This window comes from Alkalicoccus saliphilus, from assembly GCF_003044065.1.
Classification (GTDB): Bacteria; Bacillota; Bacilli; order Bacillales; family Salisediminibacteriaceae; genus Alkalicoccus; species Alkalicoccus saliphilus.
The window spans coordinates 34,811-51,518 of the sequence record NZ_PZJJ01000024.1 but is presented as its reverse complement, the minus strand read 5'-3'; the positions used below and the strand labels follow the sequence as shown (position 1 = coordinate 51,518).

Genomic DNA, 16,708 nt, shown 5'->3' with positions numbered 1-16,708 from the left:
AAACCTTTCGAACTCCTAGTTTTTACCAAAAATGCTAGGGTTCTTTCCTACGGGCTTTTTTCTTGAATATGTCCTTTGATAAACAAATATCATCTTATTTTTTCATTGACATACTACCGCAGGTCTTCTTCCATAATAAGAACACACGTTCCTTTTCGCAAGCCGTTAAAAGAATTTCCAGAGCTAGAGAAATGAGGGATGCCTGAAAAACCAAGTAGGCTAAGAGATCGTAAAATCAAACAAGATACTATGGTAGGAGGAAATTACCAGAACCGGATGGTATCATTAGTGGAAAACCCTACTCGTCAAATCAGACGGCCAGACGTTTTTCTAACTATTTATTCAACCCAGTGAAGGGAGCTACAACCTATTGAACACGTATCCAGTAGCATCAAAAACAGAAATACCGAAATTAGCTGGAGCCATTAGGCATGGAACGAGTACAGGAGAGCCGTTGAAATTACAAGCCGTAGGCGCAGGAGCAGTGAATCAAGCTATTAAAGCAGTTGCTGTGGCTCGGCAAATGACAGAAGAAGGAGGAGCTGACCTTTTCTTCACGCCTTCTTTTCAAAATATCATCATAGACGGGGAATCTCGTACCATGATAGAAATCAAGGTAGAAGCACGAATAGAAAAAAAGGAAGAAGAGCTTCAATCTGCCTTAAAACAATATCTTAATAACACGGTCTAAGGTATGGGGTAGTAAATGCACTGTGATTCCATTTGAAAAAGCAGCAGAACGAGGAGTAATTCCTGCCTTGCTGCTTTTTTTGATGGAAAGCTTTCTTTTATTTCGTATATATAAAGTACATGCGCATAACACAATACTTCAATTTCACAATACTACAATGATACATTTTTGAATTTGCGAAGCTTGGAAAAGCAGGGTAGGCTAGGGACTACCGACCGAAAGGAATACCATGATTGAAGACATAACAGCCATTGTAAACACGCTGCTTGCTGTCAGCTATCTTGTTTACCGAGAGACAAAGAAGGAGGACGAATGAAAATGAGGAGCAGGGGCAAGATGTCCTTCCTTGCTGCTTTCTTTAAAAAACGCATTATCTAAACGGTAAATGTTTAGGTGTTCTCTTTACTTTTCTTGATTTTTTTCTGTTTTTATTTCATGAGATAAATCTTGGATACGTCTATTTAGCTCCTTCATACTTTTTAAGTTATCCTGTCGATACCCGCTAAAATCTTGAACCAAATCATGAATATCCCTTTGAACTGGATTTTTCAAGTCTACGTTGACATTGAAATCCAATACATATTCTTCTTTGTAACCCTTCTCCTTAGTATCGATATAGAAAACTGTAATAGCATAAGTAGGAAAGTTACCTTCTTTATCTTTTAAATCCCACACTTTTTCTAATAAACCACTGTACTCGAAATCGGGTGCCATATTAGAAATTGTATTATTTAATAGATTACTCTTACTTAATGGACGTTCTTTAGGATAATCAATATCTGGATTAGATGTTATACTAATATTTTTTGCAAGGGTTTTCCCTATATTTTTAACCACAAATTCTACTCCACCGTTATTTAAATATCTTAAATAAACAACTATATATGGCCTGTTTTCTTCTTCTCGACTCTTCTGCATTTCTTTTACCGAGGAAAGATTAGCATAGAAGATTAGAAAAGTCGTGAGAACGTAAATTAATGTTAAAAGCGCCAGAACTGCTCCGTTATTGTCATTTAACCAAAGAACTACATGCAATTTATTAGTGAGTAATAAAAACGTCCATTGCAACACAAGGTACCTCCTATCTATGTTAGACAAGTTTTTTATTTATATATTGAATATATTAATACATATTAATTTATTAAATATGTATTTTTCGGGTGTATTACATTCCCATTTGCGGTTCCTGCTGCTTTTTTGGAGAAGTTGCCTGTTGCTTCCGCACATCGTTCCAATCTTTTACGTTCTTTGGACGGTGATCAACGACCCTGTTTTCACCATGGTGATCTTTTAGCTTCTGATGAAACTGTTCTCCAGCTTTATCGTTATCTACCGCAGGAACAATGGATTCGATCTTATGGCCTTGCGATCGTAAATCTTTCACTGCATGATTGACGCTCTCGATCTTTACTCCACCCATGCTCACCATCCGAGTATCTTTTACTTTTTCTTTCTGCATCGACCTATAGGAAAGCAGATCAATAGGTAATTCAAAGACAGCGATCTTTTTCGGATTCTTTCCGACATCAATCATAAAGCCGCCGTTCGTCATTTGTTGCGTTCCCTGCCGATCAGCCCCGACCACTTCTCCTTCTCGATCTTTCCATTTAAACACCGCATTGTCTTTCCGATCTTGTACCAGTATTAATTATATTTATTGCCCCTCCGAGAACTTTAGGTTATTGCAAAGACAGGCTTTCCAACTAGCAACAATGTTACAGCATTCATCATTAGATGTATGACTAACAGAAAACAGGAACCCCCTGTTCCCTACCATGATTTTTAGACGCTATACCGTTTCCTGGTACCAGGAGTATTTTTAATGCAAGAATCGTTTTTTAATTATCCCCGCGCTTTTCGATGTAATACTGTATTCTGATTCAATAGCGCCAGCAACAATTTACGAGAGTCTTTCTGGCACTTTAAACATTCCTGCCCTCCTTGCTGACTACGTTCACCGTCTGATATTAGTTTTTTTGAATTGATCTTAGTTTCATCTTCCCCCATCATTTCCTTCATTAAAGAATTTGAAGCTTGCTCCAACGTCATATCGGTGTCATTCTTCTTTCTCATGAGTCTATACCTCACATTTCGCACGTTAACACAGGAGCTGCTCTTTCTTTATTCCCGTGTCCGCTGTTTCCCATGCGAAGAGCCCGCTGAAATACCTGATTTTCAGCGGGGGGCCCCGGTCTCTGTCACACCAAGGTACACGTCCTCCTGCCAGCCCAGGCCTGCAAGAACCCGGCGCTGTTCCTTTGTCAACGGCTTCGCCAACTGCCGGTAAACCGACCCGTCCGGCGCCCGAATGACAATCACCTGCACGTGTCGGAACAACGGGAAGACCGCCCGGGCCGTTGGCCGGGTCAGCGTGCGCCCGCCGACTCCTTTCATCGGCCGTTCGGGGGTGATCTCCTGCCGGAGCCGACGCTGCAGCACGCGATAAACCGCCAGCGCAAGCAGAAACAGATAGGCGAGCACCTGGACCCGTGCCGGGGTCTTCACATAGATTTCATCGGTCACCTGCGGATCTTTCAGAAACGAAAAGTTCATCTCCACCTGGATCTGGCCCTTGTACCAGCCGAGCAGCGTTTCCGCGGATACGGCGTCTCCTTCCCACACCTCGGGCAGGGTGGTGGCGAGGACGAACCGCGAGGCGCGTCGGCGCGCCGCTTCCCAGGCGGCGTCATCCGGGGTCACAGTAACGTGCAGCGCATAGATCGTTTCCCTATCGGGAGGCACCCCTTGTTTGGGCCGGCCGCGCCGGCGTATCGGGCGTTCGATCGCGGTGACGGCCCACTCGAGCGCATGGAAGGCTGGTTTCATCCTTTTTACCAAGGCCGCACCGGCGGCCTGGGCATCGGGCTCACACGCATAGACTTTGGCGGAGGCCGTGCGGACGAGGTCCTTGAGCGCTTCCGCTTCGTTTTTCCATTTAGCCTGCAGGGTCTTCGTCTTCCGTTCATCAAGCGCACTCGATTCGACGAGAAGCAGCCGCAGCGGGATATCCTGAAAGCGATCCCGTGTTTCCCGGAATCGGTACGAGGCGCCACCGTATTCGGCATAAGTGACCGGCTCACTCCAGATCGCCCCGGGAGCATCCCCCTGTTTCAGCGCCTGCTTGGTCACCTTCAGGTGAGACGGCGCCCGGGTCAGCACATGGGCCCCGACCTGCCGGAAGCCACGGAGGGTGTCCCCGGTCATGGAAGCGGAATCGGCGACGTACAGAAACGACCGTTCCAACTGTACGGCCTGTACCGCCTCCGACAGCCCGTTCGGGACCCGCTGATTCCACGTTTTATCGGACAGGTTCCCATCATGCACGTCCCCGAGCAGCGGAATGCCATCCTCATTGGCAATCAGGCCGTACTGAAACTGTTTCTTGCCGGGACGATCCCGACTGTAGCCGTAGGTAATGGCCAGGTCCTCCTCGGAGGCGGTCTCGTACCGGCCGTACACCGAATGACTGGTGGTGTCGCCATGCAGCAAACGGGCCGACAGGCCCTCGGTCTGGTAGAGACGGCAAAGAAACGAGGCCACCAGCTCATGGATGCCGGCGGCAGCCAGCCGGTCCAGGTGGCGGGCCAGGGTATCATCGTGCAGTTGTTTTGCACGCAGCCCCTCCCGGATCAACACGTCCAGATCGAGCCCTTCCGCCCAGGAAGCGAGGTGCACCAGCGCCTGGCGCCCGCTCAAAATATCCAGGACCAACACCTGGACGATGTCACTTGGTTTTGTCTGGCAGCGCGGATCGACCGGCACCCGTTGATCCACGTGTTCCGGCAGGTCGAGTTCCTTTAGCAGCCGGCTGATCAGGTTCAAATGGGCGGCGGTGTGCACGCCTTGTATCGCAAACGTCATGGACGCCCTCTCCTCTCGCATATCAAGTGAAGAATGGATTCGACACCGCCTTCAAAAATCCTTCTTGGAAAGACCATGAACTTGCGAAATGTGAGCTATACAGTACTAAGATATCGTGAATACTATAAGAGCGGTGATTTTGGTTCGATTTAGTAAACGTGTAACCACTCTTTTCAAGCACCGCACTATATTTCCGCAGTGTTGACACCTGTATCTTAAGTACTTTGGCTGTGTATTTTGCCGTGTGCCTATCCTTTATATAATTCGTGTTGTTTGCCATAGCGCTACACCTCCAGATGCCCTTGAGCATACCTCGATTATCCTCCCATGACAACCTGTCTCATGGAAGGTTTTTGGGCAGGATGGAACTTGTGTTAATACCAATCCTTTCTCGGCACAGCAAAATGAATAAGCTAAAAAAGACTGGTTCTCGAGAAATTTTTTTTGGAATTTAGATATCCGTCCTGTAATTTACTTTAAAAACGTTAGATACAGGAAAAACATGCTAATAAATAACCTCGTTGATGTTTACTACGAGTTTATTGTTGCATTCAAAAAAACAGAACAAGTAGTACCAGAATAATTTTCTAGTTAACCTTACCACCATAAAACATATCCCCCCCCCCCGTCTGTTTCTAGAAATTCATAAAACTGTTTCTTTCTAAAAATACACACTGGTGATCCTTTCTCAAACATCTTAAAAATTTTACTTCTTTTCCTAAATGAAGTCGTCCGAATACCCTTATCTATGTCATGAAAGGCTGAAAGAGACGAACGAAGATGCCGATATAATACAACCTTCACGAGGTCAATAACTATGCATTTAACCATAAAATTTGAAAAGTAAGGGAAAAAATTTCTCCCGTTGATTTTTCATTGCAAGCTGCGGGCCCCCTCAATAGAGGTGTAAAAGGGATTACCGAATAAAGAATTTCTATTTCTCAAAGAAAAAGTCAAGTTAGTGACTGTCCCCTGTATGCAACAATATGCAGAGGCTTTTTCTCCGGAAATGCTATGATTTATTTAACAAATCTAGCACTAAAAGGAGAGAATTATTATGCCGAAGGCGAAGACAATAAGTGACTTGCAGGAAGCCGTGAGGAAAGCCCAGAAAGCTCAAGACGAGTTAATGCAGGAAATGACGATGGTCATCATAGACGATCTTATTAACGACAAAAATGCTGATACGATCGACACAAAAGCAGACATGAAAGAATGGCTGAAGAAAGCGAAAGCAGCGATTGCGTTCGAAAAAAAATGGAGACCTGCGGTTGAACAACACGAACAATCACAAAAAATGGAGCAGCAACCAGAGACCAACGGAGGGAACCAAGGGCAGGTACGTACCGGTCATCCACTACAGGCACCACCGAACCAAGGAAACAGGTAGCCTGATCAAACAGCGAGTACGCCTGGCTAGATAACAAGAAAACGAAAGGAATTGGGAGAGGGTCCAAAGGGAGAGCACAGCTTTCCCTTTGCAAGTATCCGGTGGCGTCAGACAACGGAAATACTTGCGGTTTAATGTTTTGATCTTTTTGAACTTGAATGAGACGAAGCCTTACATGAGCGTTACTCATGTCTATGAGGCCAGAAAAGAGGTGGCAAGGAGTGAGGATCAATCATAAAAAGGAAAAAGAAAAGGAGCCTGGAGCCTACGGCGCGAGGGTCACTCTGCGGCTGGATGTACAAACCAACGAGTTTGTAACGCAGATTGCGGAGGACGAGATGATCTCCAAGAGCGAAGTCGTCAGGCTGGCGCTTACCGGAGCTAAGGAGGATTGGAAAACTCGACAAGGGCACCGGATGACGAAAGAAGATCGGGAAGAAATTCTCTTCAAGTTGGTTGAAATCCTGACCGTGTTGGGGAAAGTTCGCAACGACAACAAGAAATTAGGTCGGAACGTCAATCAGATAGCTAAGGCTTCGAATATGGGATATACAAGGGTCAGTGAATACGAGATGCAGACTTATTTTAGTTATGGAGAGTACGTGAAGGCAGGGCTTGAGGAACTAGCGAAAGAGGTGCATGTGCTATGGCGTACCTTCGGATAACACCCGCGCGGGGTGGTGCCCGAGCGATCGCTTATGCCGTTGAACAGGAATCCCATCAACCAGGAATCGATCGCGTACTCAGGGCCAGTGGTAACAATCTCGATCCGGAATATGCGAAAGAACAAATGGAAGTCATCTGGAATCGGTTCGGAAAGATTGACGGGTCGTATGTTCAGGCGTATCGGGTGATCCAGTCGTTCCCTCTGGAACAGCTGGACCCGGATAATCCGGATGATGTTGATAAAGTAAATGAAATGGGGCTGGAACTGGCGTCGGAGTTATTTCCGGATAAACAGGCGTTGGTTGCGACCCAGGGGGATGGGGAAAGTGGTTTATTACATAACCACATCATTGTGAACTCGGTATCCTTTACGGATGGAAAGTCGCTGCGTGCAGAGAGGACGAACTGGTACCATGTCGCCAAAATGAGTAACGCAGTCGTGAATCGGCACGGGTACGATACCATGAGTTTCGAGGTTCCTGAAAGTAGATCTCTGCGAAAGGCGTCACAGGAACTCTCCAATCAGGGAAAATATGTATGGGAGACGGATCTGATGGATCGGATTAAGGCGGTCATGCAGGAGCAGGACGTTCATGATCGCGGGGCATTTTGTGACCGGATGAAAGAAGAAGGCGTGAGTGTGAGGTATCGTTTCTCTAGGAAGAAAGGGCGCGAAGGAGAGCTCACTGGTGTCAGTTATCATTTTGATGACAGGGACGGAAAACAACGAAAAGTGAAAGCCAAGGGCCTTGGAAAAGAGTTCATGATCGAGGCGATCGACGAGCAGTTGAAAACGAATCAAGAGGAACACTTGAAAAAGGCGGCGGCTGCACCACCTAAGGTGAGTCGCAGGGAGGAATTAGATAGGCTGCTTGCACAAATCACCATACCTGCGAATGAGCCTAACGCCGCCACGAAGAAAGAGAGTGAACAGGCGCCGAAACAAGAACCTTCTGCAACGTCGACTGAATCGAAGGAGACGGCTCCAGGAGGATTTGAATTTGATGTAGCAGGTCATGTAGAACTGATGAATCATCGCAAGAGAACCACGAGAAAGCCTCGAGAAGTTCCTGTCGAGATGGCATTTAGAAAAGATGTAGAAAAGGAAGAAGTTCACACCCCGGCACTAAAAGAGAACGCCTACGATGACACATTGATCGAAAACGAGAAGTGGGAGCAGGATCGTAAAGACGAAGTAGCAAAGCGATTGCTGGGACAGCAGGCTGCCGAACAAAAACGACGACAGGAAAAGCGTGAGACCAAGGAGAAGGCGCAAAGAGAAGCGCAGGTGCTGAAGCAGGCAGAGAGAGAACGAAAGGAAAAAGAAGCCCGCGAACGCTTAGAAGAACGGGTGAAGAACGTCGTTCTTGTCGAATCATCCCTTACCAAAGAGCTTGTTGATACATTTGCAGAGATGGTAAAGGAGAAAGAAGGAAAAATGCAAACCACCGTCGCAGACAAATCAAGACCTTACACGGATAATGATTTGGTGCGGCTGTCGAAATTCAGGATCGCTGATCGAAAAAAAGAAGAACGTCAGCAAAGGCATGCACCGCAGAAAACGGTTGAACGAGATAACGATCCGGAGTTGTAACGGAAGAGATCTTTGAACAAAAAAGAAGCAACTTATGACTAATAATTATATCTCCGCTAATGATTCTTAAAACAAACAATATCGTTGGCGGATGATCTATTTTATTCTCTTCACGTTTTATAGCTTCACAAAGAGCCACTGCTTTTTCTCTTACATCGTCTATCGAATTGGTCTCCTTTTGCATCGCCTTCTTTATATGTATAGGGGCAATTTTCCGAACATATACCCTCCTCACTGTCTCATGGCTGTCGGATCGATTGATCTGTCAGGCATGTCGTTCTGGAATCACAGGTTAGGGGCGGCCTTTTAATCTGAAGAGAAAATACTGACGTCTCTCTTTTTAACAGCTTTTTGATGAGCAGAGACGCTCCTTCGAATCCATCCTGGGGCGACACTCCCCTGCTTCTGCGTTATACTTTAGGAAAAACAACGGAGGTGAGAAGCATGCCAATGAGATATGCGAGAATGCAAGGACATCATCCCCTACCGTTAAAAATTGTACGGTTGAAGAAGGCTGCTTTTCCGCAGAAAGTCAAAGGCATCGGTAATAAAAACGGTGCTAGAGTACGAATCGAACGTGGGCTATCTACCGTGCATGTGAACAGGGAAATGTCTGCGTCTGAATATCAATCTATCTATGCCGGGATGCGACGCCGACACAGAAAAGCCTTGGATAAGCTCAGTAAAACCTGATGGACTTTCGATCTCTATTCAACAAGTGTTATACGATCCGTATAACCAGATTGTCTTCAATTGTCCTAATGGAAAGATAGTACGATTTACGTGCTCGATTCTTCCTCTTTTCGCTGACGTGCTTTGGTTTCTCGGAAAAGGGTTTGTATTTCTCTGGAATACAATTTTACTCCCCATGGCGTGTCAGCAAATTCCATTAGCTGGTTCAGTCGCTCGTACTCGTTATACTCCTCTACGGTCAGCTTCCAGCTTTCTTTTGGATCTTTTGTCGTCATGGTTATCATGCTTTTTGTCTTTTTGCGTTGGCGTGCCTGGGCTTCCCGGATGAGCATTTGTATTTCCTGAGAATATAGTTTGACTTGAATCGGTGTACCGGCAAGTTCCATTTCCTTTTGGAGCCGTTGATAATTGTTATATTCATCTGTCGTCAGCTTTACCGTTTTTTTCTTATCCTTTTTTTCCATCATCATCACGTACCTTTCCCTCGGGTTCGCAAATGGGGTACCGGTAGCTGGTCGATTTTCGTGAGCTGGTAAGTGTATATAAGGATGCATTCCCCTATGCTTTACAGCAATAATGTTAATACTTCGTCAGTTTTCCTGATTCCAAAATATAGACCTCGTTATCCTCCCAAATTGCTTCCACCTCTTCCTGTTCGTATCCCCGCTTGTACATATATGAACGGAATTCCTGCCCTATGATTGATTTCGGAAGGTTCGACCCGGATGAATAGGTTCTTATAAAGTCGATGATGTGTTTTTTCGTGAGGTAATTATCCGCCTGTATGGCTTCAGCTTCTTGGTCGATTTGTGTTTTTCGTTTCGCAAGAATGGCATTGATGTAAGCTTCAGGGCTTGTCATCGATCGGTCGTTTTCATTAATATCTTTCAGAACTATTCGCAGTTCTTCGATGCCATATCCTGCCCATGTCTTTAACGTCCGTGTCGGGATGCTGTACCCGTATTCTTTAAGCAACGGCTTGGCCTGTTCCAGAAATAAACGGGTTTCTTTTTCACCGACCATAACATTTTCGAGCATTCCGATTCTTTGTATATTGAATTCAATCGCAGTTACCCGACGACCACTGCGAATCTCTTTAAATGTAAAGTCAATCGCGTTAATCTCCCGTAGTTCTTTTTGGGCATTGACCAATATTCGGGCTTTCAGGTTGGCATATTGAGGATATTTATCCCCAAGCCCAATCGATTTTCGCAGGTAATCAATCGTCACGGTACGTTTTCCAATCTTTTCGTATTGGGTGAGAAGCTCAAACAAAGCGAATGTATAGGTACTTTGCAACTTCCCTACGGTGAGCAGCGCATATTTGGTGAATCGACCGGTCAGGTTAGTGATAAGTGGTGCAATATGGTGGTTAAACTCCGCGGTAACCACCCCGTCTTTATACCTGATGGTGGTAAACCACGTGTACCAAGCAAAGTCGGATTCCGGTGCGTCCTTACTACTCAACCGAAAAGATTTAGACATAAGTCCTTCCGTCAGCTCACTGATTCGTTGGTAATATCCATGTCCAGACATTCCGGTTTCTTCCAAAAATTCCTTGACAGTAAACTGAACATACGGAAATGTTTCCGGATTCTGGCCGATCCGTGCGATGGCATAACGAATGATTTTATGCTCAGTTACAGTCATATTCTCGGGAAAGTAGGCTTCGATTAAATCATTGGACTGGTATACCTGCAGTGGTCCTTTAATTTCTTTTTTGTCCAAACGGGTCATTATGATCCCACCTTTATGTACGCCAATAATTAAGTTCATTATGTCATAATTCAAAAGATTGTAAACGGGGTTTCGTGAAGTATAACAATATGAGGGCGATAGAAGAAAAAGATCACCAAATTGAGGGGCAATCTAGTAAATAGGTAAAACAAACATGAAATGATCTCGAAATCACTGAACTCACAGTCGTTATGAGAATATTTGTGATGAGTTTCCATTTAAAAAGAAGATATTATCCCCCAAAATGTTAGAGAGGTACCCTCAATCTGTTAGGTATGCCCTCATATTGTTAGGGTAACACCCTCAATCTGTTAGGATCCTTCCTCATATTGTTAGGTGTACGGCCTCAATCTGTTATAGTAAAACCCTCATATTGTTAGGGTTAACCCTCACATTGTTATACTTACACCTGTTCATCCTTAGAGTACCAACGGGTTTAATCCTCTGAAATGTATTAAATGGTTTATATAATGTTTTTATATATAAATAATTAAAACGTTTTATAAGAAAACCTTGAATCATGGAACTATAACACTTTAAGGATAAGAAAGAGGAAAGATCATAAGATTCAGGGAAATATCAAATATTATTTCCAATAACAGTATAATTTTTCGCAAAAATCGCTGAGTATAACCATATAATTCTATATTAACAATAAATTACAAAGCAAAAATCATGAGGTACCCTCAATTTGTTATAGTTCGTTTTTAAAATCATGCCCCCTATCCTCTATCTGTGATACTTCCCTCTCAATCTCATGACTTTTTTATAAAAATTCCTAATGGGTTTCAGGTAAAGAATTTTCGTACCAATTAATATTTGCAAAAAAGTATTTTTATAATGAGCTTAATCTATATATGACCGGGATAACTAAGAATATTAACGTTAGAGAGAAAGCGAAGTAAGTCTCTTTTTGAGAAGATATCGACAAAAAAACGGGTCCAGTTATTTGCCAAATCGAAAAATATTCGATAATCACATACCGGAAAATTCGCAAAAGATCTTAAAGAATCCGTTATATCGATTAAATACAAACAGCTACTTGTACTCGACATAATCGATATAACAGTTTTCGAGAGATGAGTACAGCACAAGAAATCATATTAAATCAATTTAATAGCCCAATATAATTTGCTCATACGGCCTTTTCACTCCGACAGAATATCAATGAAAACATAAAAAATAACGCATATTAAATAAATTAATACATATTAAATAAATTAATACATATTTCGTTATTAAGTCAAACTAATTAAATTAAGCCTATAAGTTTCGGTCAGCATCTATTTTTGATTTTAATGCCCGACGCATGTATTCACTTTGAGAAATGTTTTGCTTCTCTGATTCAATTACGAGCATTTCTAAATCTTGGGATTCAAAAAAGAAAGTACGAGCTTCTGCATTCTTTAGTTTCTTTTTCGGCCCTGGTTTCTTTTTTGTGAATTTTTCATATACACTCCTTCTTGCAGGACTTAGATTTTCTTGTTCATCACTCTCATTAGTATCAAGTTCTGTTTCGGCAGAATCAATTGCATCCAAATCAATCTTTTTCTGATTTGTCATTTCACTGCACTCCCTTCAATAGCACTGATTAATTTATCTGTTAATTCCACAAAATCATTTACTACATTTTTAGCATAAGTATTTTTTTGCGCCAATTTTTCTAAACTGATTTTTTCATTTTTTGCGGTGGATACAGTAGTGCTGTATCTTATTCGACTTAGTATATTGGCTCTCTTTACCCCTTTATTAACAAAGGAGTCAATCATAGTTTCAAGCTGATGATTGATTTTTTGATTAGTTGTATTTACTTTATTTGGTATAAGAAAATATCCTTTAATATCTTCTTGCATAAAATCATTAATAATTTCTACCGTCCGATGCACCGCTACTCGGCTATCTTCATCTACTTCAAATGGGACAAGTACATAATCACTTGCCACAAATGAATAGGCAACTAAGTCATCGTTTTCGGAAGGGTGAGTGTCGATGAGAATATAATCGTAGAAATTCCTTAGAGTATTTACTTTTCTATCGACAGAATACAGACGCTTTTTTACTGTCATTTTATTTGCAAAGACCTTAAAATCATCAATTTTCTCGTTAGAAGGAATAAAATGTAAAAATTCCGAATGCTGGTGAATTACTTCAGACGGCTTCGCCTCCCCAATCAACCATTCATAAGTAGTTTTATTAAACTGCTCTCGATCACTAAGAAAACCTGTAGCAATAGAAGAGTTTTGACACATATCAATGATACATACCGTTTTCCCTTTTCTAACAAGAGTCTCAGCTATTAATCTAGTGACAGTCGTTTTTCCAACGCCGCCTTTGCTATTAGCAGTTGTAATGACATACCCCATTTGAAAACCTCCTAAATAAAGTTAGATCATAAACAGAATATCATGTTTATGAGGATAATACAGCAATATATATTAAATAGTTTCTTAGGTGTTAATCAAATTAATACCTATTAATAAATTTAATAGGTATTAAACGATTGTTTAAGACTTCAAATACATCTCACATATCATAATAATAAAATTTATTGAAAAAGGAAATGCAGTAATACATAATAAATAATTTATTATGTATTAAAATAATAAATATATATTCATAAATTATTTAAAGATCTAATTACAGTGCAAGTATCGAAATAATAAGAGATATATTATAATGGGACAATACATATTAATAATTTTAATAGGTATTAATAAATCAAATTAGATTTATTGTATTGAATGTTAAGCGTTGTACTCACTTGTACATTTATTCAATACTTCTTATTAGTTACAATAGGAATATATTAGTAAATGAAAAAAGGAGGGGTAGCATGCATAAAAGCAATTTTCATTTTCTTTCTACTAAATGGGATATCGTAGCCAACTTAGGGGAAACGGCAGAAAGTAACATTTTCATAGATCCAAACACTACCTTGATGAAACTTCGAGTATTGGCTGAAACGTTAACAAAATTTATACTCGCCTATGAAGAAATAGAAGAATCCTATGATACAAAACAAATAGATCGCATTGGCGTATTAAGAAGAGACGACCTGATTACTCAAGAAATAGACGATATCCTCGAAACACTTCGTAAAAAGGGTAACAAAGCTATGCATGAGGGATATGGGACGCAGGAAGAAGCGCAAGCGTTGAACCAGATGGCCTTCCGGTTGGCTGTTTGGTTTATGCAGGTATACGGGGAATGGGATTTTGAGGAACCGGAATACCAGGAACCACTCCTAGTACATAAAGTGAATGCAGAAGAACTGGATAGATTGTCGACGACATATGAGGAAAAATTAACTGCATTGGAGGGGGAACTAGAAACGCTTCGACAAGAGCAAATGCACCTGTCAGATCAAGACAAGCTTCAACGGAGAAACGCAGCAAGAAAATTCGGAAGTAACTTAGATCTCACAGAAGCTGAGACACGGGTTAAGATTGATGAACAGCTGCGGGATGCGGGTTGGGAAGCAGATACGGAAATGCTGCGTTATAGTCAGGGGGTTCGTCCTGAAAAAGGAAGAAATATCGCAATTGCAGAATGGCCATTAAAAAGGGGATTTGCCGATTACGCTTTGTTTATTGGTTTAGAGTTCGTTGGGATTATTGAAGCTAAGCGTGAACTTAAAAATATCCCATCGGACATCGAGCAGGCGAAAGAGTATGCCCGGCTAGTGGAAAGAAAAGGGGAAGAAACTATTTCCGAACCCTACGGGGATTACTTTGTGCCTTTTTTATTTGCAACAAATGGACGACCGTACATGAAGCAATTTGAGGCCAAATCAGGAGTATGGTTTTTAGATGCAAGAAAGCCGACCAATCATCCACGTCCCCTTAAAGCTTGGTATTCTCCTCAAGGACTAAAAGACTTATTAAAGCAAGACGTAGACGAAGCGAATCAAAAACTCCAAGAGGAAAAAGTAGACTATTTAAACTTGCGTCCTTATCAAGAAGAGGCGATTAAAGCCGTGGAACATGCGGTGGAAAGGGGCCAACGTGAAATTCTGCTTGCCATGGCTACAGGAACAGGGAAAACAAGAATGGCGATTGGTCTTATTTACCGCCTGATTAAACATAATCGTTTCAAACGAATTCTATTTTTGGTGGATCGCTCGGCGCTAGGGGAGCAAGCAGAAGCAGCGTTTAAAGATTCCAAATTAGAGAATTTCCACTCCTTTACTGAAATTTTCGAGCTGCAATCTCTGAAGGATGTCACCCCGAATTTAGAAACCAAAGTACAGATTGCCACCGTACAAGGGACCTTAAGACGCCTATTTTACTCGGATACTGATCAAGTGAAACCGACCGTGGATCAATATGACTGCATCATTGTCGATGAGGCCCATAGAGGATATACCTTGGATAAAGATATGTCAGAAGTCGAAGAGTTATTTAGGGATCATCAGGATTACGTGAGTAAATACCGGCAAGTCTTAGACTATTTTGATGCAACTAAAATTGGATTAACGGCTACCCCTGCGCTGCATACCGTAGAGATTTTCGGAAAAGCTGTCTTTACGTATTCTTACCGGGAAGCCGTAGTCGATGGCTATTTAATCGATCACGAACCACCATATCAATTCGAAACCGCGTTAAAAAAAGCCGGTATTCATTGGGCTGCAGGCGAAACGGTAGACGTCTACAATACGCGTACGGGAGACATTGATACGGAGTTACTGGAAGATGAAGTGAATATTGAAGTTACTAACTTTAACAAAACCGTGATTACAGAAAACTTCAATCGAGCGATTCTATCCGCATTAGCGCAAGATATTGATCCCATGAACCTTGGAAAAACGTTAATATTTGCAGCTACCGATGACCATGCGGATATGGTAGTACGTATCTTTAAAGAAGAGTTGGAAGAAGTTCACGGGCCGATTGAGGACAATGCGGTAATGAAAATTACCGGCTCCATTAAAGATCCTACGCAGGCCATCAAGCTGTTTAAAAATGAAAGGCTGCCAAATATTGTGGTCACGGTTGATTTGTTGACGACGGGCATTGATGTACCGTCTATTACAAACTTAGTCTTCTTACGGCGTGTTCGATCACGAATTCTTTATGAGCAAATGCTTGGGCGAGCCACAAGACTTCATGATGAAATAGGAAAGGATCATTTCTCTATTTATGACGCCGTAGGCATTTATGAATCACTCAAACCGTATACAACCATGAAGCCGGTGGTCACGACGCCCAAAGTCACCGTGAAGCAATTAGTGGAAGAATTGGAAGAGCTAAAGGAAGAAAGACACCAACAGCAGCACAAAGAAGAATTGATTGCCAAAATCCAGCGTCGAAAACAGCGCTGGGAAGAAAAGGATCACGAAGACTTTCAAGTCCTAGCAGGTGGACAAACCGTAAACGAGTTCGTAGAATGGATGAAGCAAGCACCCCCTGAAAAAGTGGTCGAAACCCTACATTCCAATCAAAACATCCTCCAGTATCTTGATGAAAATAGAGGGAGACCAGTGCTTCAGTATATTTCCACCCACCCAGATGAAGTAGAAAAGGTCACGAGAGGATATGGGAATGCGGAGAAACCAGAAGATTATCTGCAAAGCTTCGAACAGTTTATCGAGGAGAACATGAACTTGATTCCGGCTCTGCAAGTGGTTTGTACGCGCCCGAAAGAATTAACGCGGCAGCAGTTAAGGGAGTTAAGAATAGCCCTGGATCAACATGGCTTCACAGAGAAAGGGTTGCAGACTGCTTGGCGAGATGCGAAGAATGAAGACATTGCAGCAGATATCATCAGCTTCATCCGCCAGCAGGCCTTAGGCGATCCCCTAGTGGATCATGAGGAACGAATTAAAAAAGCCATGAAAAAAGTGTATGGAATGAAGGTTTGGCCTAAAGTGCAGAAGGACTGGCTGGAACGGATTGAAAAGCAGCTACTAAAAGAATCCGTTTTAGATCCGGATCCCGAAAAGGCATTTGATGTAGAACCTTTCAAAACTAAAGGCGGATACAAACAGTTAAACAAGTTATTTAACGGAGAGTTAGACGAGATTGTGAGTAAAATCAACTACGAATTATACGCAAGTGAGGAAAGGGAGCAGGCATAA

13 protein-coding genes are annotated in these 16,708 nt (G+C 42.5%); 5 read left to right on the top strand and 8 right to left on the bottom strand.

Annotated elements, in window-relative coordinates:
- Positions 1–370 precede the first annotated feature (370 nt).
- Positions 371–691, top strand: coding sequence for a stage V sporulation protein S (locus C6Y45_RS13105; RefSeq protein WP_107585683.1), 321 nt, complete (start codon positions 371–373; stop codon positions 689–691).
- Positions 692–1,093: 402 nt separating this feature from the next.
- Here C6Y45_RS13105 and C6Y45_RS13100 read toward each other — a convergent pair whose 3' ends face one another.
- The 4 genes from C6Y45_RS13100 to C6Y45_RS13085 form a co-directional block, all read right to left on the bottom strand.
- Entirely contained in the window at positions 1,094–1,762 is a 669-nt protein-coding gene (locus tag C6Y45_RS13100) for a hypothetical protein (protein WP_107585682.1), read from the bottom strand.
- A gap of 94 nt (positions 1,763–1,856) precedes the next feature.
- Complete coding sequence (locus C6Y45_RS13095; protein WP_107585681.1) at positions 1,857–2,306, bottom strand: toprim domain-containing protein; 450 nt, start codon at positions 2,304–2,306, stop codon at positions 1,857–1,859.
- Between the two features lie 227 nt (positions 2,307–2,533).
- Positions 2,534–2,764 carry a hypothetical protein gene (locus C6Y45_RS13090; RefSeq protein WP_107585680.1) on the bottom strand — a complete coding sequence of 77 codons (231 nt, stop codon included), beginning with the start codon at positions 2,762–2,764 and terminating at the stop codon, positions 2,534–2,536.
- Between the two features lie 102 nt (positions 2,765–2,866).
- On the bottom strand, positions 2,867–4,552 hold the full coding sequence (locus C6Y45_RS13085; RefSeq protein WP_107585679.1) for an IS1634 family transposase: 1,686 nt from the start codon (positions 4,550–4,552) through the stop codon (positions 2,867–2,869).
- Positions 4,553–5,609: 1,057 nt separating this feature from the next.
- Between C6Y45_RS13085 and C6Y45_RS13075 the strand changes: the two genes are divergently transcribed.
- The 3 genes from C6Y45_RS13075 to C6Y45_RS13065 all read left to right on the top strand — a co-directional run bounded on the left by C6Y45_RS13075 (position 5,610) and on the right by C6Y45_RS13065 (position 8,202).
- Positions 5,610–5,942 (top strand): hypothetical protein, encoded by a 333-nt coding sequence (locus C6Y45_RS13075; RefSeq protein ID WP_107585677.1) that lies wholly within the window; start codon positions 5,610–5,612, stop codon positions 5,940–5,942.
- Between the two features lie 221 nt (positions 5,943–6,163).
- Positions 6,164–6,607, top strand: a complete 444-nt coding sequence (locus C6Y45_RS13070; RefSeq protein ID WP_146159184.1) for a hypothetical protein — start codon at positions 6,164–6,166, stop codon at positions 6,605–6,607.
- Entirely contained in the window at positions 6,589–8,202 is a 1,614-nt protein-coding gene (locus tag C6Y45_RS13065; protein WP_107585675.1) for a relaxase/mobilization nuclease domain-containing protein, read from the top strand. The genes C6Y45_RS13070 and C6Y45_RS13065 overlap by 19 nt, the downstream gene beginning before the upstream one ends.
- 779 nt (positions 8,203–8,981) lie before the next feature.
- On the opposite strand, the gene C6Y45_RS13055 is transcribed toward C6Y45_RS13065, so the two are convergent.
- The 4 genes from C6Y45_RS13055 to C6Y45_RS13040 form a co-directional block, all read right to left on the bottom strand.
- Complete coding sequence (locus C6Y45_RS13055) at positions 8,982–9,365, bottom strand: hypothetical protein (protein ID WP_107585673.1); 384 nt, start codon at positions 9,363–9,365, stop codon at positions 8,982–8,984.
- A 109-nt stretch (positions 9,366–9,474) separates the two neighbouring features.
- Positions 9,475–10,671: a replication initiation protein gene (locus tag C6Y45_RS13050; protein WP_107585672.1), complete on the bottom strand. Its 1,197-nt coding sequence runs from the start codon at positions 10,669–10,671 to the stop codon at positions 9,475–9,477.
- Positions 10,672–11,895: 1,224 nt separating this feature from the next.
- Complete coding sequence (locus tag C6Y45_RS13045) at positions 11,896–12,195, bottom strand: hypothetical protein (RefSeq protein WP_107585671.1); 300 nt, start codon at positions 12,193–12,195, stop codon at positions 11,896–11,898.
- Positions 12,192–12,995, bottom strand: coding sequence for a ParA family protein (locus C6Y45_RS13040; protein WP_107585670.1), 804 nt, complete (start codon positions 12,993–12,995; stop codon positions 12,192–12,194). Before C6Y45_RS13040 ends, C6Y45_RS13045 begins: the two co-directional genes overlap by 4 nt.
- A 470-nt stretch (positions 12,996–13,465) precedes the next feature.
- Between C6Y45_RS13040 and hsdR the strand changes: the two genes are divergently transcribed.
- The gene (gene hsdR / locus C6Y45_RS13035) at positions 13,466–16,708 is read left to right on the top strand and encodes a type I restriction-modification system endonuclease (RefSeq protein WP_107585669.1); all 3,243 of its coding nucleotides are present in this window, start codon (positions 13,466–13,468) and stop codon (positions 16,706–16,708) included.

What these genes read in the sequence shown, in the direction of transcription:
- hsdR (WP_107585669.1), top strand. Translation starts at nt 13,466, where the DNA reads ATGCATAAAAGCAATTTTCATTTTCTTTCTACTAAATGGGATATCGTA.
- C6Y45_RS13065 (WP_107585675.1), top strand. Translation starts at nt 6,589, where the DNA reads ATGGCGTACCTTCGGATAACACCCGCGCGGGGTGGTGCCCGAGCGATC.
- C6Y45_RS13055 (WP_107585673.1), bottom strand. Translation starts at nt 9,365, where the DNA reads ATGATGATGGAAAAAAAGGATAAGAAAAAAACGGTAAAGCTGACGACA.
- C6Y45_RS13050 (WP_107585672.1), bottom strand. Translation starts at nt 10,671, where the DNA reads ATGAACTTAATTATTGGCGTACATAAAGGTGGGATCATAATGACCCGT.
- C6Y45_RS13045 (WP_107585671.1), bottom strand. Translation starts at nt 12,195, where the DNA reads ATGACAAATCAGAAAAAGATTGATTTGGATGCAATTGATTCTGCCGAA.
- C6Y45_RS13085 (WP_107585679.1), bottom strand. Translation starts at nt 4,552, where the DNA reads ATGACGTTTGCGATACAAGGCGTGCACACCGCCGCCCATTTGAACCTG.
- C6Y45_RS13075 (WP_107585677.1), top strand. Translation starts at nt 5,610, where the DNA reads ATGCCGAAGGCGAAGACAATAAGTGACTTGCAGGAAGCCGTGAGGAAA.
- C6Y45_RS13040 (WP_107585670.1), bottom strand. Translation starts at nt 12,995, where the DNA reads ATGGGGTATGTCATTACAACTGCTAATAGCAAAGGCGGCGTTGGAAAA.
- C6Y45_RS13090 (WP_107585680.1), bottom strand. Translation starts at nt 2,764, where the DNA reads ATGAGAAAGAAGAATGACACCGATATGACGTTGGAGCAAGCTTCAAAT.